This window comes from Rhodobium orientis (assembly GCF_003258835.1).
Taxonomy (GTDB): Bacteria; Pseudomonadota; Alphaproteobacteria; order Rhizobiales; family Rhodobiaceae; genus Rhodobium; species Rhodobium orientis.
Window position 1 is genome coordinate 58,146 of sequence record NZ_NPEV01000016.1, and the last position, 20,367, is coordinate 78,512.

The following is a 20,367-nucleotide window of genomic DNA, read 5'->3' on the forward strand; positions in this document are numbered from 1 at the left end:
CGCGCCGGAGGGCGTCTGCCCGCGGCGCGGCGATGACCTGGCAAGATTGCCCGCAAAGGCCCGGCTACTTGGCCAGCAGCTCGTCATAGGCGCGCTTGGCACCCGGATGCAGCGGCACGCCGAGATTGTCGACGCCGTTCAGCGCCGTTTCCAGCCGCATGGTCGCCGCCTTCGGGTGGCCGGCGTCGAACAGCTTGCGGGAATTCTCGTTCCACAGCGCTTTGGTGATCTTGTAGATCAGCTCTTCCGGCTCGTTGGCGTTGACGACCAGGATGGTGCTGACGCCGAAGGTCTCGACCGGATAGTCCTGGCCCTCATAGGTGTTCGGCTTGATGGTCGTGCGCGCGTAGTACGGGAATTCCTTTTCGATCTGCGCCAGTTCCTCGTCGGTGAAGCTCATCAGCTTCATGCCGGAGGTGGCGGCCAACTGGACGATCGCAGCGGTGGGCGCACCGGCCATGGCGAAATAGGCATCGATCTGGCCGTCGGCCAGCCGTTCGGCCGCCTGGGCGTTGTTGAGTTCGACTGGCGTAAAGTCGTCGCGGGTGATGCCGAAGGAATTGAGGATCTGCAGCGCGGTCATCTGAAGGCCCGATCCGGCCTCGCCGATGCTCACGCTCTTGCCGCGCAGGTCGTTGATGCCCGAAATCTCCGAATTGAGCGGCAGGACGATCTGCGCTTCCTCGGGAAAGAGATTGGCCACGACCCTGAGGTCCTTGGTCTCGTTGCCCTTGAAGTCGCCGACGCCGTTGTACTGGTCGTAGAGCGCCGAAGACCCCGTCAGCCCGGCTTCCAGGCCGCCGGACTCCACCGCGGAATTGTTGTGAACGGACGCATTGGTCGACTGCGCGATGGCAACCAGTCCCGGCACGCCGCAACTGCCGCCTTCCTCGCAGGGGCGCGAGCCCGGAGGACTGGAAATGGCGTTGGCGATCAGGGCGCCGAGGGGATAGTAGGTGCCGCCGGCCCCGCCGGTTCCGATGCGGAAGAAGGTCGTTTCCTGCGCGAGGGCAGAGGTCCCCATGGTCATCGCCGCCAGCATGGCCGCCCCGACAGCGCGGGCGAAGAAATGTTTCATTTCCGAAGTTCCTCACAGTGGATGGTCGCCGGCCGGTTTGCGTCGGCCGGAAGCTCGATTGACCAATCATTGGGACTGCTCAATATAAATGCAAAACGAAAACGCTGATATCCGCATAAGCGTTTCTTATGCGCAAGATCCGTTCGCAACCCATGGTCGGAACAGCCGTTCGCGCGCGCGAACGGCCTCGGCGTTCCGCCCGGCTCAGCGCTCGCCTGGCACCAACTGGCTGTGCTCCAGCATCGCGGCCCGCAGCACCGCATGGCAGTGGTCGATGCGTTCCGAGCGAGGACGGAAGCGCGGCCGCAGCAGGTGATAGACGGAAGGCTGGTCGACGTCGAGACGCCGCCAGTCGACCTCCGGATTGCCGGCATTGAGGGCCGCGACGGTGGTGCAGGTGATGTAGTCGACAAGCGCCACGCTGCCCGAGTGGAGCGCGTAGCAGGCCATCGGATAGAAGTTCTGGAATTCCATCTGCGGGCGCCCGAAGAGCTCGCTCAGTCGCGGACCCAGCTTGTGCTCGTAATAGATGGCGCAGATCCGGTGCGGGCTGAGCTCGTCTGGGCCGACGGTGTCGCGCGAGCTTTCGATCAGCCCCTTGGGAAAGAGCGCATACATCGGCACTTCGAAGCGCTCGGACTCAAACAGGGGCGATTCCGGCGGGGTCGACCCCAACCCCTCGTCCATGATGGCGATATCGTGCTGCTGGGCCTCCATCGCCGACAGGATGCGCGAGGCCGATCCGTTCATCACCCGGATCGACTGCCCCTCGGCAGCGAGCGGCGCAATGCGGGAGGGGACGAGATAGGTCCCCACATTGTTGGCGGCGATGATCGACATTTGCGGCATGACGCCGGGCGCCAGTCGCACCAGGCTGCGCTCGATGTCGTGCAGTTGCTCCATCACCGGCCGCAGCCGCTCGAACATGACCCGCGCCTCCACCCGGGGCTTCAGGCCCGTCGCCGTGCGTTCGAACAGCGAAAATCCCAACTGCCCTTCCAGCGTCTTGATCGTCATGCTGATCGCCGGCTGGGTCCGTCCCATGTTGCGCGCCGCTTCGGTGATGCTGCCCGTCAGCATCACCTGATAGAACGCCTCGAACTCATGGTTTTTCATCTGCGCTCCTTGCGGCCATCCGGCAATCCGGCGTGCGGGGCCCGTTGCACCCGATCAGATGGGAGACGATACGACAAGAAACGGAGCATGACTCGCCGTCAAACCTCTCCTGAGGCCGCAGCGGCACGCGAGAGGGCCCGGCAACCGGAAAAAGCCCCTGAGCTGTTGGCCACTCGCGCGGCGGGCCGCAGCTTCAGAAGCCGACCGCCTGGCCGTCCTTGCGGTAGTCGCTGCCGGCGACGTAGCCGTCTTCCAGGCGATGGATGAGCTGGGCACCGCCGAAGCCGAAATCCTCTTCCGGCGCGCGCAGGCTGATGTCGTGGCCCATCGCTGCCAGCTTCTCGGCGACGGCCGGCGGGAAGCCCCGTTCCATCGCCACGCGCCGGCCAGCCTCGAACCGCCAGCGCGGCGCGTCGGCCGCCATCTGCGGGTTCTGGCCCCAGACCTGCGTCCGCAGCACCATCTGCAGATGGCCCTGCGCCTGCATCGGCCCGCCCATGACGCCGAAGGTCATGGCCGGCTTGCCGTGGCGCGTCACGAAGCCGGGAATGATGGTGTGGAAGGGGCGCCGGCCGCCGGCGACCTCGTTGACATGGCCGGGCTCCAGGGTGAAGCCCCATCCCCGGTTCTGCAGCGAGATGCCGGTATCCGGGACGACGACGCCGGAGCCGAAGCCGGCAAAGTTCGACTGGATCAGAGAGACCATCCTCCCGGCCGCATCGGCAGCAGCGACATAGACGGTGCCGCCGGCGCGCGGCGCACCGGCCTCGGCGATGCGGGCGCGGTCGGGATCGATCAGCGCCGCTCGCTGGCGAAGATAGGCTGGATCGAGCAGCGCGTCGGGGGGAAGCCGCATGGCGGCGGGATCGCTGACATGGCGTTCGGCATCGGCGAGCGCCAGTTTCATGGCCTCGATCTGCAAATGCAGCGCCGGCGGGCCGTCGGGGTCCATGGTGGCAAGGTCAATGGCCCGGCCGCCCGCTCCGTCGCGTAGCGCCTCCAGGATGCCAAGCGCGATCAGGGCGGCGATGCCCTGGCCGTTCGGCGGGATCTCGTGCAGTGCGACATCGCCGAAGGACTGGGAGAGCGTGCCGCACCAGTCGCAGCTATGGGCGGCCATATCCTCCTCGTCGAGGGCGGCGCCGTTCCGGCGGGCGAACTCGGCGATGCGCCGTGCCAGCTCTCCGCGATAGAAGGCCTCGCCCTTGGTCTCGGCGATAAGGCGCAGGGATCGGGCGAGCGCCGGGGAGCGGAAGCGTCCGCCCGCTGCCGGTGCCTTGCCTCCGGGCAGGAAATGGGCGGCAAAGCCCGGCTCACCGGCGAGCATCGCGCCGTCGCGGCCCCAGCGGGATGCTATCGACGGGCTGACCGGAAAGCCGTTTTCGGCATAGGCAATGGCGGGGGCGAAGAGATCGGCGAAAGGAAGCGCGCCGAACCGCGCCGACAGCGCCTGCCAGCCGGAGACGGCGCCGGGCACGGTAACGCTTTCCCAGCCCCGCTTGGGGATCTTGCCAAGAGCGGCGAAGCGCTCCGGCGACCATTTGCGCGGCGACCGTCCGGACGCGTTGAGGCCGTGCAACTCCTCGCCATCCCAGACGATGGCGAAGGCGTCCGAGCCGAGGCCGTTGCCGGTCGGCTCGACGACGACGAGCGTGATGGCGGCGGCAAGCGCGGCATCGACGGCATTGCCGCCGGCCAGCAGCATCCGCAACCCGGCCTGGGCGGCCAGCGGCTGCGAGGTGGCGACGACGTTGCCGGCCATCACCGGGCTGCGCCGGGCCGGATAACCGGCGTGGTAGTCGAACCCTTGCATGGTGTCGTTCCGGTCAAAGGTCAGTAGATCAGCGCGCCGTCGGCATCGGGGTCGAGCGGCCACAGCGGCCGGGCGACGCGCTGATAGGGAACCCGCGTGTAGTCGTTGCGGATCAGGAGACCGTCGGAATGGACGTGGATCACGCCCTTCAGCAGCGGCCCGTAGCCGGCCATGAAGTGGTTGGAGGACTTCAGGACCAGGATCTTGCGGGCACGCGGATCGATGCCGAGCGAGGTGAACAACTCCGTGCCGAGCGCCTGGGTGCGGGCCGAGGTCAGCACGACGTCGACGCCGTCGACACGGATCGCAGCTGCCATGCCAAGCGGCGCGGAGGCGCTGCCGAAGCTCTGCCAGGCCTCCGGCGCGAGTGCCGTCACCGTCGCGCGCACGTCGAGCGGCTGGTTGGAGGTCCGCCCGGCCTTGCCGCCGATCCGGATGTCCAGCTCCGCGCCGAGCCCGGCGGCAAAGCACGTCCGCACCGCCATCGGATCCCACAACGGGCCGAGGGCGACGCTATCCACCCCGCGCTCGATCAGCCGGCGCAGCACCGAGGTGTTGTCGGCGGCAGCGCCGCCGCCGGCATTGTCGGACGCATCGGTGACGGCCACCGGCCCCTCGGGCGCGTCGAGCGCCGCGTCGATGCCCTCGTCGATGGACAGGAATTTCGGCGTCGTCACGCCCCGCAGCTTCATGAACGCGCGGCCGACCTTTTCCGCCATCGCCTCGCCGAGCGCCTTGTCGCCGTCGCTCATCACCAGGACCCCGGCACCCATTTCGGGGACGTCGGCATAGGGGTAGCTGTGGCCGACCGAGATCGACAGGATCCCCGGCGTCTTTTCCTCTTCGCGCACCCAGTCGATGAAGGTCCGCATCTGCGGATGCGTCGTCGGGAAGCTGCCGACCTGGTGGCAGGTGAAGACCGACTTCACCGGCCGCACGCTGCCCTTGAGGGTGGCGAGCACGATGTCGAAGAGATTTTCCGCCTCCTCGTCGCAGTCGGTGTGGGGATATTCCTTGTAGAACACCATGATATCGCAGGCATCGAGCCGCTTGCGCGTCAGGTGGCAATGGGGATCGAGCTCCGCGGAGATCAGGCAATCGGGACCGACGATCTCCCGGATGGCGCTGAGGAGATCGCCCTCCACGTCGTCATAGCCGAACGCCACCATGGCGCCATGCAGCCCCATCACCACGGCATCGAGCGGCAGCGCCGCGCGCAAATCCGCGAGAATGCGGTCGCGCATGAACTCGTAGTCCTGGCGATTGACCGGGCCGCCCGGGCTGGCGTGGAAGCAGCTTCCCTCGATGAAGGTGAAGTCGCCTTCCGCCGCCCGGCGCCGGCCGACCGGGATCTGGGCCGTGCAATGCCGGGGGCCATCCTGGGGGTGCTCGCCGGGACCGAAAAAGACCGACTCGCGGAAATCGTCGAGGCTCGTCGGTAGCGGTGAGAAGGTGTTCGATTCGGTTCCCAACGTGGCGGTAAAGACGCGCATACGCGGAGTTCTCCTTCAGATGGTGGAGCGGATCGGCCCGGGGGGAAGGCTTGCCGGGTCGGTGATGACGCCCGCTGCGGCACTGGCGGCGACGCTGGCGGCGCCGGCGAGGTAGATTTCGGCGGTCCGGCTGCCCATGCGGCCGGTGAAGTTGCGCGAGGTGGTGGCGATGCACACCTCGCCGTCGCCGAGGGCCCCGAGGTGGAGGCCGGCGCAGGCGCCGCAGCCGGGCGGCGTGATGGTGCAGCCGGCGTCGGCGAGCGTCGTCATCAGTCCTTCCCGGAGCGCCTGTTGCATGACATGGCGCGAGGCCGGCGTGACGATCATCCGCACGCCGGGGGCAAGGCGGCGGCCGGCGAGCACGGCGGCGGCGGCGCGGATGTCTTCCAGCCGGCCATTGGTACAGGAGCCGATCAGGGCCTGGTCGATGCGGATGCCCGCGACCTCGGCGAGCGGCCGTACGTTGTCGACCGTCGGCGGACAGGCGATCATCGGCGTCAGTTCCGCAAGGTCGAGACGGACCTCGCGCTCATAGACCGCGCCCGGATCGGGGCGTCCGGCATCGGGCTCGATGTCGATGCCGAGCGCGGCGAAATGCGCCTCGGTGACCGCATCGCAGGGCACCATCGCGGCCTTGGCCCCCTGTTCGACGGCCATGTTGCAGAGCGTCATGCGGGCGGCCATGTCGAGCTCGGAGAGCGCGTCGCCGACAAACTCCACCGCACGGTAGGTGGCCAGCCGCGCGCCGTATCGGTAGAGCAGCGCGAGCGCGACGTCCTTGGCTTCGCAGCCGGCCGGCAACCGGCCGTCGAGCCGGATGCGGATCGTTGTCGGCATCCGCAGCCACATGCGGCCCGTCGCCCAGACATAGGCGGTTTCCGAGGCGCCGAGCCCGGTGCCGAAGCAAGCCGCCGCGCCAAGTGTGGTCGTGTGGGAATCCGCGTTGAACACCAGCGTGCCCGGGCGCGCGAGCCCCTTTTCGACCGCGATCTGGTGCGAAATGCCGGCCCCGACATCGTGGAACTCGGCAATGCCCTGGTCGGCGACGAAGCGCCGGCCCCCGGTGTGGACCGTGGCGAGTTCCGCCGTCGCCGGCGGGGCGAAGTGGTCGTAGAAGAGGCCGAGCTTGTCCGGCTCGGCGACCCGCTCGATGCCGGCCTGGGCGAGAAGCGCGATGATGGTATCGATGGCATCGTCGGGCGTGAAGCAGCGGTCGGGCGAGACCTCGGCGAAATCGCCGGCCCGGAGCGGCCGGCCGGCGGCGCGCGAGAGGATCTTTTCGGCCAGCGTCAGGGCCGTCATGCGCGGGCCCTCCGGCTGCGGGCAAGGCGCGCCATCAGGCCGCCATCCCGCAGGATGGCGATCAGTTCGGCGGGCAGCGGTGCAAAGGCAAAGGTCTCGCTCGCCCCGCCCGGCGCCCTGAGCGTGGCGGTGCCCCGCGACAGGTCGGCCGCCAGTGTCGCCCCGTCGCTTGCGGCCCGCGACAGCTCCGCCGATTGGATCACCGGCAGCCCCGTATTGATGCAGTTGCGAAAGAAGATGCGGGCGAAGGAGGCCGCGACGACGAGGCGGACGCCGGCGCCGCGCAGCGAGGTCGGCGCCTGTTCGCGCGAACTGCCGCAGCCGAAATTCTCGCCGGCGACGACGACGGGGCAGTCGGCGAGCCGCCCTGGCCATTCCGCACCGAGGCCGGAGAGCGCATAGGCCGCCTGGCGCGCCGGGTCGCGCTCAAAGAGGTAGCGTCCGGGATAGATCAGGTCGGTGCTGATGTCGTCGCCAAGTGTGGCGATCCGTCCGCCGACCGTCATGTCAGCGGCTCCCGATGTCGCCGCCGTCATTCGCGCTCCTCCGCGATGGCGCGGTAGCGGGTGTCGAGGGCGGTCACCTCATCGAGACCGACGACGGCGTTGAATTCGTCGAAATCGGTCATCCGCTCGCGCAAGGCGAGATAGGTGCCGCTCCGCTTCACCTCGCCATAGACGTCGCGGAGCGCCCGGGTCACGGCGAAGACCGTGTCGGGGCATTGCAGGAAGCGAAAGCCCATGGCGGCCAGCTCGTCCCGGGTGAGCAGCGGCGACTTGCCGCCCCAGGCCCAGTTGAACACCGTCGGCTTGTCGAATGCCGGAGGAATCGCGCGGCACTGGTCGATGGTCTCCGGCGCTTCCAGAAAGATCGCGTCGGCGCCCGCCTCGGCATAGGCCGCGCCCCGTTCCAGCGCGTCCTGAAAGCCGGTAACGGCAATCGCGTCGGTGCGGGCGATGATGAGGAAATCGTCGTCGCGGCGGGTATCGGCCGCCGCCCTGATCTTGGCGACCATCTCGCCGGTCGGCACCACGCGCTTGCCGGCCATGTGGCCGCAGCGCTTCGGGCTCACCTGATCTTCCAACTGGACGCCGGCTATGCCGCCCGCCTCCAGCTCGCGCACCAAGCGGGCGGTGTTGAGGTGGTTGCCATAGCCGTCGTCGCCGTCGGCGACGACGGGGATCCCGATCCGCCCGGCGATGCGCCGCGCCGTCTCCACCAGTTCGGCAAGTCCGAGATAGCCCACATCCGGTCGCCCGAGCCGGGTGGCGGAAACGCAATAGCCGCTGACATAGGCGAGCGGCAGGCCGGCCTGTTCGGCGAGCGTGCCGGACAGCGCATCGAACACGCCCGCCATCGGCAGGATGTCGGTCTCGGCCATCAGGCGACGGAGGCGGGCGGCGGCGGTCATTGGATGCCTCCGTCCCCGTGCCCCTCGGGCATGACATCCTCGAGCGGACCGGAAATGGCATGAAACGCCGGATCGGAGGTGGCGTTCTGGCGGAGCGACATGCGATAGCAGAAGCTGTCCCAGCGGAACGACGAGCGCAGCATCAGCATCGGCTTTTCGTCGGCGCCATAGACCAGGCGGGCGAGGATGAAGATCGGCGAGCGCGGCGCCAGGCCAAGCAGCGGCGCAAGCTCGTCCGGGCACGGCGCCGCGCGCATCGTCTGCTCGGCGCTGGCGGCGACATGGCCGCGGGAGCGCAGGATGTCGACGAGCTGATGGCGGCTCAACTCCTCCTCCGTCACCAACCGGCCCAGTCGCTCGGGCAGGTGTACCGACGTGTGCACGATCGGCTGGTCCTGCCGGCTGCGCAGGCGACGGATCCACAGCGTCCGCGAGCGGCGCGATACGTCCAGTGCCTCGGCGACGTCGGGTGGCGGCGCCTGCCAGCGATATTCCAGCACTTTGACGGCCATGTCGGCGCCCTGGGCGAGCAGACCCTCGATTTCCTGGGTGAGGTCGACCACCGTCGGCGCGGAGTTCTGCACGATGCGGGTCGCGCGGCCCCGGCTGCGGACGACGAGGCCCTCGCGTTCCAGCTCCTCGATCGCGCGGCGCACGGTGATGCGCGAGACGCCGAAGCGTTCGATCAGCGCGCTCTCGCTTGGCAGAATCCCGAGTTCGCCATGGGCATCGGCCATGATCTCACCGCGCAACGTCTGCATGACCTGCTGGTAGAGCGGCGCGGCCATGCGCCGTCGTGGCCGGGCCGGTCGGGGTTGCCCCTTTTCCTTCGCGGCGTTCATGTCGCCCATGATTCTTCCATCCAATTGCACTGCATTCCGTCACTTGCCTGCTTCTTCGCCCGTCCGCAACGGCGATTGCCTGGCAATCCGGCAGCGGCATCAAAAACTGCGTCTCATTTAATCACCCTCCAACCGCATGATAGTCAAGAGTAAAATACACATATCATAATACGCTTGCCACACTTGTTATGATATGTTTACGTAAATTCCGCTAGCTGTGCCCAGAGCGCGGCGGCTTGTCCTCCGACCCCCTTTTCTTCTGGAGTGGTTCATGCATCGAAGAAACTTCCTGAAGGGTGTGGCAGCGGGTTCCGCCGCGGCGCTCTTTTCGCCTCGACTTTCCCTCGCGGCGGAATCCCGTGTCCTGAAATTCGTGCCCTCGGCCGACGTCACCGTCGTCGACCCGGTGTGGACGACGGCCTATGTCACGCGCAATCACGGCTACATGGTCTTCGACACGCTCTACGGCTACGACGACAACTTCCAGATCCGGCCGCAGATGGTCGCCGGCCACGAGATCGGCAAGGACGGCCTGGAATGGCGCCTGACCCTGCGCGACGGCCTGAAATTCCACGATGGCGAGCCGGTTCTGGCGCGCGACGTGGTGGCCAGCATCCGCCGCTGGGCCGATCGCGATGTGTTCGGCAAGGACCTGATGGCGGCCACCGACGAATTGAGCGCGGCCTCCGACAAGGTGGTGGTGTTCCGCCTGAAGCGGCCGTTCGCGCTGCTGCCGGCGGCGCTCGGCAAGATGACCTCGCGCATGCCCTGCATCATGCCGGAACGGCTGGCGATGACGCCGCCGTCCGAGCAGGTGACCGAAGTCATCGGCTCCGGTCCGTTTCGCTTCGTCGCCGACGAGCGGGTCCAGGGCGCGCTGACGGTCTACGAGAAGTTCGAGGACTACGTCCCGCGCGAGGGATCGGCCGTCGGCAGGACCGGCGGGCCGAAGGTCGCCAATGTCGACCGGGTGGAATGGCATGTCATGCCGGACGCCGCGACGGCCTCCGGTGCCCTGCAGGCCGGCGAGGTCGACTGGGTGGAATCGCCGTTGCCCGACCTGTTGCCGCTCCTGCGCAGCCAGGACGGCATCGAGGTCAAGCTGCTCGACACCTCCGGCACGATCGGCTCGATGCGGCTCAACCACCTGCATCCGCCGTTCGACAATCCGGCGATCCGCCGCGCGGTGCTCAGCGTCATCGACCAGAAGAACTTCATGCAGGCGGTGGCCGGCGAGGATCCGTCCATGTGGCGCGCCGGCGTCGGCGTGTTCACCCCGGAAAGCCCGATGGCGAGCGATGCGGGCATGGAGGTCCTGAACGGTCCGCGCGACTTCGAGGCCGGCAAGGCGGCGATCGCCGAGGCCGGCTACAATGGCGAGCCCGTCGTACTCCTTGCCCCCAGCGACTACGCCGCGCTGCGGGCCGAGGCCGAGGTCGGTGCCGACACCCTGAACCGGCTCGGCCTCAACGTCGACTACCAGTCGCTCGACTGGGGCACCATCCAGCAGCGCCGCCGCAGCCGCGAGCCGCTGGACAAGGGTGGGTGGTCCTGCCTCTACACCGGCATCAACGGCCTGGAGGCGTGGGACCCGTCGAGCCACCAGAACTCGCGCGGTCTCGGCGATGCCGGCCAGTACGGATGGCCGGTGAGCGACGAACTGGAAGCTGCCCGCAAGGCCTGGCTGGAGGCCCCCGACCTAGCCGGCCAGAAGGCCGCCTGCGAGCGGATCCAGCTCGGCGTGTTCGACGTTGTGCCCTACATTCCGCTCGGCCTACATTACGCGCCGGCGGCGTTCCGCAGCACGGTGTCGAACATCCCCTACGGCTTCGCCCAGTTCTACGGCGTCACCAAGAGCGCCTGACCCCGTCGACGCGGCCCGATCCCTCGGGCCGCGCCATGGGCTGCGTGTCGCCGTCAGGCAACGACCGGCGATACGCGTCATCACCTTGTTTTGGCGCGGCTTCCCGTCCGCAACGGCCGATCGGCCCGTCGGCAGGAGCCTCCAGAGAATTCAGCCGGGATTGCGTGCATGCTTCGCTACATGGTGCGACGGATCCTAGCCACCATTCCCGTCATGGTCGTGGTGGCGATCTTCGTCTTCTCGCTCCTCTACTTCGCGCCCGGCGATCCGGCGGCAATCATCGCCGGCGACCAGGCCACGGCCGAGGATATCGCCCTCATCCGGGAAAGCCTGGGGCTCGACCGGCCGTTCCTCGTGCGCTTCGGCGAATGGAGCTGGAACATCCTCAACGGCGATCTCGGCACGTCGATCTTCACCGGCCTGCCGATCACCCATCTGATCGCCCAGCGGATCGAACCGACGCTGTCGCTGACCGTGCTGACCCTCGTCTTCGCCATCCTGGTCGCGGTGCCGCTCGGCGTGCTCGCCGCCTGGAAGGCCGGCACCTGGGTCGACAGCGCGGTGATGATCTTCGCCGTCCTCGGCTTTTCGGTGCCGATCTTCGTCGTCGGTTACATCCTCGCCTGGCTGATGGCATTGCAGCTCGGCTGGCTGCCGGTGCAGGGATACCGGTCGATCGGGGATGGGCTGTGGCCCTGGTTCCGCTCGCTGATCCTGCCGTCGATCTCGCTCGGCTGCGTCTACATCGCGCTGATCGCCCGGATCACCCGCTCCACGGTGGTGGAGGTGTTGCGGCAGGACTACATCCGCACCGCCCGCGCCAAGGGGCTGGCGCAGATGCCGACGCTGTTCATCCACGGCCTGCGCAACGCCGCGGTGCCGATCGTCACGGTGATCGGCATCGGCTTTGCGATGCTGATCAGCGGCACGGTCGTCACCGAAAGCGTCTTTGCACTTCCCGGCCTCGGCCGGCTCACCATCGATGCGATCCTCCACCGCGACTATCCGGTGATCCAGGCGCTGGTGCTGATCTTCAGCTTCGCCTACGTCCTGGTGAACCTTGCGGTCGATCTCGCCTACACGCTCTTTGACCCGAGGATACGCTATTGACGATGCCTGCGACCACGCTTGCCGCGACCGAGCGGCCGGACCTCTTCGTCGTGCGCCGGCGGCGGAGCGGCGTTCTGGGGTTCCTGATCGGCAATCCGCGCATCACGATCGGCGGCGGCATGCTTGCCCTCGTCGTACTGATGGCGATCTGCGCTCCGCTGCTTGCCACCCACGATCCGCTGTCTCTGGCGCCCTGGCTGCGCGCCCGTTTCCCCTCCGCCGAGCACTGGTTCGGCACCGACATGCTCGGCCGCGACATCTATTCCAGGGTGATCTACGGCGCCCGCGTGTCGCTCACCGTCGGCATTTCGGTGGCGGTGCTGACCTCAGTCGTCGGCCTCTTCATCGGCCTCATCGCCGGCTATCTGCGCTGGGCGGACGGCATCCTGATGCGCGTCATGGACGGCCTGATGGCCATTCCCTCGATCCTCCTCGCCGTGGCGCTGATGGCGCTGACGCGGGGCAGCATGGTCAATGTCATCATCGCCGTGACGATCGCCGACATCCCACGGATGTGCCGGCTGGTCCGCGGCGTTGTGCTGAGCGCGCGTGAGCAGCCCTATGTCGAAGCGGCGGTCGCGACCGGGACCCGCACCCACGTCATCATCCGCCGGCACATCCTGCCCAACACGCTGGCGCCGATGATCGTCCAGGCGACCTATATCTGCGCCTCCGCGATGATCGTCGAGGCGATCCTCTCCTTCATCGGCGCCGGCACGCCGCCGACGACCCCGTCCTGGGGCAACATCATGGCCGAGGGCCGCGCGCTCTGGCAGATCAAGCCGTTCATCGTCTTCTTTCCCGCCGTGTTCCTCTCGGTGACGGTGCTGGCGGTCAACCTGCTCGGCGACGGGCTGCGGGACCTGCTCGATCCGCGCGCCGCGACCCGTACGTGAGGCACCCGGAATGAGCCTGCTCGAAATCGAGGGCCTGAGGGTCCAGTTCCGCACCGCGACCGGCGTTTCGCGCGCCGTCGACGGGCTGAGCCTCTCCGTTGACGCCGGCCAGGTGCTGGCCATCGTCGGCGAGAGCGGTTGCGGCAAGTCCGTCACCGCCATGGCGATCCTCGGCCTGTTGCCGGAGGGGATCTCCCGCGCCGACGGCACCATTCGCTTCGAGGGCCGCGACCTGCTCGCACTCACCGATCGCGAGATGCAGAAGATCCGCGGCAAGGCCGTGTCGATGGTCTTCCAGGAACCGATGACGTCGCTCAATCCGGTGCTCACCGTGGGCCGGCAGATCGGCGAGACGCTGCGCCTCCACGAGGGCCTCGGCCGGCGCGCGACCGAAGCGCGCGCGCTGGAGATGCTGCGCCTCGTCGGCATTCCCGAACCGGAGCGCCGCCTCAAGCAGTATCCGCACGAGCTTTCCGGCGGCATGCGCCAGCGCGTGATGATCGCCATGGCGCTCGCCTGCAATCCGCGCCTCCTCATCGCCGACGAGCCGACGACAGCGCTCGACGTTACCGTCCAAGCCCAGATCCTGGACCTGATGCGCGACCTCATCGGCCGCACCGGAACGGGGATGGTGCTGATCACGCACGATTTCGGGGTGGTGGCGGAAATGGCCCAGCGCGTGGTGGTCATGTATGCCGGCCGCAAGGTCGAGGAAGCGCCGGTGCGCGACCTCTTCGCCGCGCCGCGCCATCCCTATACGCGGGCGCTGCTCGATTCCATGCCGCGGCTGACCGAGGGCGGAGAAGCGCCGGAGGAGCTGACCGAAATTCCGGGCGTTGTCCCCGCCCTCACCGAGCCGGTCCGGGCCTGCACCTTCGAGCCGCGCTGTCCGCGTGCCTCGGACCAGTGCCGCACCCTCTATCCGCCGTTCCGGGAATGCGGCGACGACCACATGGTCGCCTGCTGGAATCCCGAACCGCAACCGGACGCGGCCGTAGCCGAGCCGCGCCGGCAAGGGGAGATGAAGGCATGAGCCAGACGCCACCGGTCCTCGACGTTCGCGATCTTTCCAAGACCTTCGCCATCCGCCGCAGCTTTTTCGGCCGCGGCGGCGGCGCGGTCCACGCGGTCGACGGCATCAGCTTCGCCATCGCGGAGGGCGAAACGCTCGGGCTCGTCGGCGAGTCGGGCTGCGGCAAGTCCACGGCCGGGCGCGCCATCCTGCGGCTGACGGAGCCGACCGCCGGCGAGGTCTGGCTGGACGGCGAACGCATCGACGGCCTCGGCGCGGGCGAGATGCGCCTGAAGCGACGGGACATCCAGGTCGTCTTCCAGGATCCCTATTCGTCGCTGAACCCGCGCCTGCGCGCCCGCGACATCGTCGCCGAACCGCTGCGCAACTTTGCCTCTGCCATCCCCGGGGGCATCGAGGAACGGGTTGCGGACCTGTTCGACCGGGTCGGCCTGCGGCCGGACCAGATGGACCGGTTCCCGCACGAATTTTCCGGTGGCCAGCGCCAGCGGCTGGTCATCGCGCGCGCGCTCGCCCTGAAACCGCGCGTTATCATCTGCGACGAAGCCGTCTCCGCCCTCGACGTCTCGGTGCAGGCCCAGGTGATCAACCTGCTGGCGCGCCTGCAGCGCGAGACCGGCGTCGCCTTCCTCTTCATCTCGCACGACCTCGCCGTCGTCGAACATGTCAGCCATCGGGTGGCGGTCATGTATCTCGGCCGGATCGTCGAGATCGCCGACAAGGCCGCGCTCTACGGCCAGCCGCGCCATCCCTACACGCAAGCGCTCCTGTCGGCCGCGCCGGTGCCCGACCCGGACGGCCGACGCGATCGGACGATCCTGAAGGGCGAGGTGCCGAGCCCGATCAACCGGCCGAGCGGCTGTCACTTCCGCACGCGCTGTCCAAGCGCGGCGGCGGAATGCGCCAAGGTCTCGCCGGTGCTGCGCGACGTCGGCGGCAACCACCACGTCGCCTGCCATCTGGTCGAAGGCTGATCCTGGCACGACGACAGCGTGGCACGCCGGTCAGGCCGCGGCGAATTGGGCACGCTCCCGGTGCACGGCTTCGACGATGAAATCCGCCGCCGCCTTCACCCGCGGAATGTCGTGCAGGTTCTCGTGCGTCACCAGCCAGTAGGAGCGGCGCGCTGACAGCGTCGGCAGAACCCGGACCAGATCGGCTTCGGGCCGGGCGACATAGTCGTGGAGGATGCCGATCCCGGCACCGCCGCGAATCGCGGCGAGCTGTCCGATCGCGCTCGAGATCTCGATCCGCGAGCGCCAGTTGCGCAGGAACTCCGAGGCGTAGTTGAGCCCCGGCGCGTAGATCAGGTCGTCGACATAGCCGACGAGCCGATGGTGCGAGAGCCCGGCGGCATTCGCGGGGGGCGGGCAGCGCTCCAAGTAACCGCGTGAGGCATAGAGGCCGAGCGTGTAGTCGATGAGCTTGCGCTCGCGCAGCCGCCCCTTCTCCGGGCGGTCGATCAACACCGCGATGTCGGCCTCGCGCCGCGACAGCGAGAAGCTTCGCGGGGTCGGCACGAGCTGGACGCGGAGTTTGGGATAGCGCTCGGACAGCGCCCCGAGGCGCGGGGCGAGAAAGGCGACGCCGAAACCGTCGGGCGCGGCGATGCGCACGGTTCCGGAGATCGCGGTGGTGGTCGCGTCGAGCCGCGCCCGGGAGGCGAGGAACTCCGCTTCCACGCGCTCCAGCGACTCCATCAGATCCACGCCCGCCTCGGTCAGGTCGCAGCCTTGGGTGCGGCGGATGACGAGCTTGGTTCCGAGCGACGTTTCGAGCGCGGCGACGCGCCGGCTCAGTGTCGTCTGGGTAATGCCGAGGTTACGCGAGGCGGCGAGAATCTGGCCGGCGCGCGCCACGGCCAGGAACATCCTTGCATCGTCCCAGTTCATTGGATCTCAAGTGATGGCAATTTTCGCATATCGCTTTCCCATTTGATGCCATTGCCTTGCACCAGATGCAATGGGACATCGGTCATGACAACAAGGAGAATTTAGAATGACCGAGCTCATGCATTTCGTTGGCGGCAAGGCCGTGGCCGGCAGGTCGGAGCGTTTTTCCGATGTCTTCGATCCGGCGACAGGCGAGGTGGTCAAACGCTGTCCCCTCGCCTCGGCCGGGGACGTCGCCGAGGCGGTGTCGGTCGCACGGGCGGCATTTCCGGCCTGGGCGAAGACCCCGGCGCTGCGCCGCGCGCGCATCCTCGACCGGTTCAAGTTTCTGCTTCAGGAGAATGCCGATCGCATCGCCGAGGCGATCTCGGCCGAGCACGGCAAGACCCATGACGACGCGCTCGGCGAGGTCCAGCGCGGCCTTGAGGTGGTCGAGTTCGCCGTCGGCGCACCGCATCTCCTGAAGGGCGAGATCACCGAGAATGTCGGCACCGGCGTAGACAGCCACAACCTGCGCCAGCCGCTCGGCGTGGTCGCCGGCATCACGCCGTTCAACTTCCCGGCCATGGTCCCGATGTGGATGTTTCCCGTCGCCCTTGCCTGCGGCAATACCTTCGTTCTGAAGCCCTCGGAGCGCGATCCGTCGGCATCCCTGGTGATCGCCGAGCTGCTCGCCGAGGCGGGGCTGCCCGACGGCGTCTTCAACGTCGTCCTGGGCGACAAGGAAGCGGTCGATGCGCTTTTGACCGATCCCGACGTCAAGGCCGTCAGCTTCGTCGGCTCAACGCCGATCGCCCGCTATGTCTACGCCACAGGAACGGCGAACGGCAAACGGGTCCAGGCGCTCGGCGGCGCCAAGAACCACATGGTGATCCTGCCCGATGCCGATCTCGACATGGCAGTCAATGCCCTGATGGGCGCCGCCTACGGCTCGGCCGGCGAACGCTGCATGGCGGTGTCCGTGGCCGTTCCCGTCGGCGAGAAGACCGCCGATGCGCTGATCGAGCGGCTGGCGCCGAAGGTGCGCGCGCTGAAGGTCGGTCCCGCCACCGATCGCACGTCCGAAATGGGCCCGCTGGTCACCGCCCAGCATCTCGCCAGGGTCCGCGGCTTCATCGACCGGGGCGAGGCTGAGGGCGCCGAGCTGGTGGTCGACGGACGCGACTTCCGGATGGACCGGCAGGGGTTGGAGAACGGCTACTATGTCGGCGGCACGCTGTTCGACCGCGTCACCACGGACATGGCGATCTGGCGCGAGGAGATCTTCGGGCCGGTCCTCTCCGTCGCCCGTGCCGGGGACTATGACGCCGCCGTCGACATCATCGGCAGGCATGCATACGCCAACGGCGTTGCCATCTTCACCCGTGACGGCGATGCGGCGCGGACCTTCGCACAGGACATCGAGGTCGGCATGGTCGGGATCAATGTGCCGATCCCGGTGCCGATGGCCTTCCACAGCTTCGGCGGCTGGAAGGACTCGCTGTTCGGCGACCACCACATGCACGGGCCGGAAGGCGTGCGCTTCTACACCCGCCTGAAGACCGTCACGACGCGCTGGCCGACGGGCGTCAGGAGCGATCCCGAATTCGTCATGCCGACGCTGGGTGAGTGACCGGCCACCTGACACGGCGGCCTGGCCGCGCGGACGCCATGCTCCGGCGCTCCGCGCGGCAAGTCTGCCGGGGTTGCCCAGGCCCGCGCGGCCTGGCGCCTACGCTCGCAGCCCCAACGCCGCGCGGTCGGCGATGACGGTGGAAGCTGGGTGCGATCGGAGGATCGTTGCCGGAAGATCGGCTGACGGTGCGGCGTTCAGAACACGCTCCAGAATGGCGGCCTTGCCGCCGCCGGCAACGACGACCACGAGCGAGCGGGCTTCGGCGAGCGTGCCGAGGCCGAGTGTCAGTCCCCGTTTCGGCACCCTTGCCTCGCTGCCCCAATAGGCGGCATTGGACCGGATGGTCGCGGGCGTGAGTGTGACCAGCCGCGTGCGGCTGTCGGCATCGCTGCCCGGCTCGTTCATGCCGATATGGCCGTTGGGACCCAGGCCGAGGACGGCGAGGTCGATGCCCCCCTGCCGGGCGATGCGCTGCTCAACGAAACGGGCCTCGCAATCGGGATCCGCTTCGGGATCGAATGCGATCACCGCCCCCGGCCGAACGCAGAGGCGATCGAACAGCTCCTTGCAGATCCAGTGATAGAGCCTTCGCCCGTCATTGCGGGCGATGCCGGCATATTCGTCGAGCATTGCGAACCGCGCCCTGGAGAAATCCGCTTCACCGCGCTGCGCGGCCGCTATCAGTTCACGAAACATCCCGGCAGGTGTGTTTCCGGTCGGCAGCACCAGCAGCGAATCCGGCCTTGTCCGCACCTGTTCGACAACGATCCCGGCCGCTACCCGGCTGAGTTCGCCGTAGTCGACCGCTTCGATGAGCTTCACGCCTCTATCTCCTCACGCAACAATGCCGCCGCGCCGATCGCCCCGGCCAGCGGCCCGAGATCGCCGAATCCGATACGGATGTCGTCTCGGAAGCTCTCGGGACAGGCGGCGTCAAAACGCTCCTCGACCGCCCGTCGGAAGGGCTCGCCGAGGCCGACGACGGCGCCGAACAGCACGACCATTTCCAGGTCGAGCAGCAGGTGGACGTTGGCGATCGCCCGCCCGACCTGTTCGAAAACCTCGTCCATGCCCGTGGTGGCATCGCCGTTCTGCCATTGCTCGAAAAGCGCCGCGAACCCGGCGCCGCCGCGCGCCGCAAGCCGGCCGGGTGCCGCGACGTCCTCGAGCGTCGGCCACGCGTCCGTCGCAGGCGGCGGCGTCATCCGGAAAAGCCCGAGTTCCCCGCACGCAAGACGTCCGCCCCGATGGATGCGGCCGTCGAGAAGCAGCCCGGCACCGATCCCGGTGCCGAAGGTGACGATCATGGCATTGCGCAACCCGCGGGCAGCGCCCGTCCACGCTTCGCCGCGCATTGCCGCACGACCGTCGTGATCGGCAACACAGGGCACGCCGAGACGGTCGGAAAAGGCGTCGGCCAGGGGCAGGTCGACCAGATTGGCAAGATTGGTGCTGTCGGCGCGCATTGTGCCGTCGGCCTGCACCGTCCCGCCGAATGCCATGCCGACACCGTCCGGTACCCTGCCGGCCGACAGCGTTTCGACCGCAGTTGCGACGGCATCGAACAACTGCTCGCGCGGAATCCGCCCGCCGGCTGGGATGGTGAGATGGTCTTCGACCACTCCCGTCGGCGCCATCCGCACGCCTTTCAGATTCGTGCCACCGACATCGAGGCCGATGAGCACCGGCGATTGGGTCATTTCCGGAACGCCTTCAGGCGATCGATGCGCCGGCGCCCGTCGGATGTGTCGCGCATATTGAGGAAGTCGGTGAAGGTGAAGACGCACACCCCGTCCGCCTCGCTGGCCTCGACGGCATCGACCATGTGGATGAACTCGTCGGTGCAGATCGCCTCTAGCCGGCCACGGCCGGCATGCATGCCGTCGAGATAAAGGGCGCTGCCCTGGATCGTGCAAACCGTCGTCCTGCCGCCGCTGCGCCTTTTGACGTCCGCGCCGATCCGGCCGGGCCATTCCGCATCGCGACCGAGGATCTGGTGATAGGTCATCACCTCGAACACGTCCGCCACACCGGCGAGGCCGGAAACGCTTTGTCCGAACACCTCCTCGACCGCATTGTCGAAGTCGTCGATGAAGAACGGCAGGGTGTTGATGGCAATCTCGACATCCGGCTTGATGGCGGCGGCAGCGGCCTTGATGCGCGTCACCGCGCCGGTCGTCACGGCACACTTCCAGTCGCGCCATGCGGCCCGGTAACGGGCGGCGATAGCCTTGGACGCGGCGCAAGGATCATCGACCGGAATGTCGGCTCCGGTATCGTCGCGGAAGCGCGACAGCGTCCCGCGGCCATAGCAGAAGTCCGGCATGTCCGCGCGTTGCACGTCGGGCAGCCAGATCTCCCACAGTCCGGGCCAGCGAATGAAGCCGAGATGGACGCCGTCTGGCATCAGCGCCCGCACCGCCGGTTCGATCATGCCGATCTTGTGGTCGATATTGGCCGTCCGGTCCGGTGGCAGTCCCATGTACCAGTCGACCTTTTCCTCCCGCCGGCCCGTCTGGTCGATCGGAACGAGGTCCGGATGCGCCCCGATGAAAGCGGGATCGAAGCCGATATTGATCGAAGCGAAATAGAAAATGCCGCGCGCCGCCAGCGCATCGCGGAAGGCCCGGTCATCGAGTGTGGCAAGGCGCGCCGCATCGGCCTCGGTAGCGGCGCTTTCGATCGCCGTGTCCTGCATCGGCAGGGTCTTGCTCTGGGCCATGACATAGGTCACGCCCATCGCGGCAAGGATGTCGGCAGCCTCGTCCGGTTCCAGGCGGAAGCGCGTGTACCAGACATTGTCGTAAATCTTCATTCCGACATGGGGCTTGAGCATGGGACGTCCAGCAGTGATTTCATGATTGGAAACTGCGGCCGGCGAACAGCCGATCGAGGGTGCGGA

18 protein-coding genes are annotated in these 20,367 nt (G+C 67.8%); 6 read left to right on the top strand and 12 right to left on the bottom strand.

The genetic code is table 11. The annotated features are described in order from the left end of the window. Positions 1 to 64: 64 nt before the first annotated feature. The 8 genes from CH339_RS09700 to CH339_RS09735 all read right to left on the bottom strand — a co-directional run bounded on the left by CH339_RS09700 (position 65) and on the right by CH339_RS09735 (position 9,064). Complete coding sequence (locus CH339_RS09700) at positions 65 to 1,078, bottom strand: TAXI family TRAP transporter solute-binding subunit (RefSeq protein WP_111434152.1); 1,014 nt, start codon at positions 1,076 to 1,078, stop codon at positions 65 to 67. Positions 1,079 to 1,282: 204 nt separating this feature from the next. Beyond that, the gene (locus CH339_RS09705) at positions 1,283 to 2,194 is read right to left on the bottom strand and encodes a LysR family transcriptional regulator (protein WP_111434153.1); all 912 of its coding nucleotides are present in this window, start codon (positions 2,192 to 2,194) and stop codon (positions 1,283 to 1,285) included. A gap of 193 nt (positions 2,195 to 2,387) precedes the next feature. After that, complete coding sequence (locus tag CH339_RS09710) at positions 2,388 to 4,007, bottom strand: gamma-glutamyltransferase family protein (RefSeq protein WP_111434154.1); 1,620 nt, start codon at positions 4,005 to 4,007, stop codon at positions 2,388 to 2,390. Between the two features lie 20 nt (positions 4,008 to 4,027). Further along, a complete protein-coding gene (locus tag CH339_RS09715) occupies positions 4,028 to 5,500 on the bottom strand; it encodes a M81 family metallopeptidase (RefSeq protein ID WP_111434155.1) in 1,473 nt (490 codons plus the stop codon). Positions 5,501 to 5,515: 15 nt separating this feature from the next. Further along, entirely contained in the window at positions 5,516 to 6,802 is a 1,287-nt protein-coding gene (locus CH339_RS09720; protein ID WP_111434156.1) for a 3-isopropylmalate dehydratase large subunit, read from the bottom strand. Then, positions 6,799 to 7,308, bottom strand: a complete 510-nt coding sequence (locus tag CH339_RS09725) for a LeuD/DmdB family oxidoreductase small subunit (protein ID WP_170138463.1) — start codon at positions 7,306 to 7,308, stop codon at positions 6,799 to 6,801. The genes CH339_RS09720 and CH339_RS09725 overlap by 4 nt, the downstream gene beginning before the upstream one ends. 26 nt (positions 7,309 to 7,334) lie before the next feature. Then, positions 7,335 to 8,213, bottom strand: a complete 879-nt coding sequence (locus CH339_RS09730) for an isocitrate lyase/PEP mutase family protein (protein WP_111434158.1) — start codon at positions 8,211 to 8,213, stop codon at positions 7,335 to 7,337. Then, positions 8,210 to 9,064 (bottom strand): GntR family transcriptional regulator, encoded by an 855-nt coding sequence (locus CH339_RS09735; RefSeq protein ID WP_111434159.1) that lies wholly within the window; start codon positions 9,062 to 9,064, stop codon positions 8,210 to 8,212. Before CH339_RS09735 ends, CH339_RS09730 begins: the two co-directional genes overlap by 4 nt. 262 nt (positions 9,065 to 9,326) lie before the next feature. Here CH339_RS09735 and CH339_RS09740 point away from each other — a divergent pair, with 262 nt between their 5' ends. The 5 genes from CH339_RS09740 to CH339_RS09760 all read left to right on the top strand — a co-directional run bounded on the left by CH339_RS09740 (position 9,327) and on the right by CH339_RS09760 (position 14,932). Continuing rightward, on the top strand, positions 9,327 to 10,919 hold the full coding sequence (locus tag CH339_RS09740; protein ID WP_111434160.1) for an ABC transporter substrate-binding protein: 1,593 nt from the start codon (positions 9,327 to 9,329) through the stop codon (positions 10,917 to 10,919). A 168-nt stretch (positions 10,920 to 11,087) separates the two neighbouring features. Continuing rightward, positions 11,088 to 12,029 carry an ABC transporter permease gene (locus CH339_RS09745; protein WP_111434161.1) on the top strand — a complete coding sequence of 314 codons (942 nt, stop codon included), beginning with the start codon at positions 11,088 to 11,090 and terminating at the stop codon, positions 12,027 to 12,029. A 2-nt stretch (positions 12,030 to 12,031) separates the two neighbouring features. Further along, positions 12,032 to 12,925 carry an ABC transporter permease gene (locus CH339_RS09750; protein ID WP_111434162.1) on the top strand — a complete coding sequence of 298 codons (894 nt, stop codon included), beginning with the start codon at positions 12,032 to 12,034 and terminating at the stop codon, positions 12,923 to 12,925. Positions 12,926 to 12,935: 10 nt separating this feature from the next. Then, positions 12,936 to 13,958: an ABC transporter ATP-binding protein gene (locus tag CH339_RS09755; protein ID WP_111434163.1), complete on the top strand. Its 1,023-nt coding sequence runs from the start codon at positions 12,936 to 12,938 to the stop codon at positions 13,956 to 13,958. Continuing rightward, a complete protein-coding gene (locus CH339_RS09760) occupies positions 13,955 to 14,932 on the top strand; it encodes an ABC transporter ATP-binding protein (RefSeq protein ID WP_111434164.1) in 978 nt (325 codons plus the stop codon). The genes CH339_RS09755 and CH339_RS09760 overlap by 4 nt, the downstream gene beginning before the upstream one ends. 30 nt (positions 14,933 to 14,962) lie before the next feature. Here the strand turns inward: CH339_RS09760 and CH339_RS09765 are convergent, their stop codons facing one another. After that, positions 14,963 to 15,850 carry a LysR family transcriptional regulator gene (locus CH339_RS09765; RefSeq protein ID WP_111434165.1) on the bottom strand — a complete coding sequence of 296 codons (888 nt, stop codon included), beginning with the start codon at positions 15,848 to 15,850 and terminating at the stop codon, positions 14,963 to 14,965. 106 nt (positions 15,851 to 15,956) lie between these two features. On the opposite strand from CH339_RS09765, the gene CH339_RS09770 reads away from it, so the two are divergent. Further along, complete coding sequence (locus CH339_RS09770; protein WP_111434166.1) at positions 15,957 to 17,462, top strand: CoA-acylating methylmalonate-semialdehyde dehydrogenase; 1,506 nt, start codon at positions 15,957 to 15,959, stop codon at positions 17,460 to 17,462. A gap of 99 nt (positions 17,463 to 17,561) precedes the next feature. Here the strand turns inward: CH339_RS09770 and CH339_RS09775 are convergent, their stop codons facing one another. Genes CH339_RS09775 through CH339_RS24650 form a run of 3 tightly spaced genes read right to left on the bottom strand, consistent with a single transcriptional unit; the run spans position 17,562 to position 20,301 of the window. Then, a complete protein-coding gene (locus CH339_RS09775) occupies positions 17,562 to 18,287 on the bottom strand; it encodes a glucosamine-6-phosphate deaminase (RefSeq protein WP_111434167.1) in 726 nt (241 codons plus the stop codon). Further along, positions 18,284 to 19,150, bottom strand: coding sequence for an ROK family protein (locus CH339_RS24645; RefSeq protein WP_170138464.1), 867 nt, complete (start codon positions 19,148 to 19,150; stop codon positions 18,284 to 18,286). The genes CH339_RS09775 and CH339_RS24645 overlap by 4 nt, the downstream gene beginning before the upstream one ends. Positions 19,151 to 19,161: 11 nt before the next feature. Next, the gene (locus CH339_RS24650; RefSeq protein ID WP_170138465.1) at positions 19,162 to 20,301 is read right to left on the bottom strand and encodes a hypothetical protein; all 1,140 of its coding nucleotides are present in this window, start codon (positions 20,299 to 20,301) and stop codon (positions 19,162 to 19,164) included. Between the last annotated feature and the right edge of the window lie 66 nt (positions 20,302 to 20,367).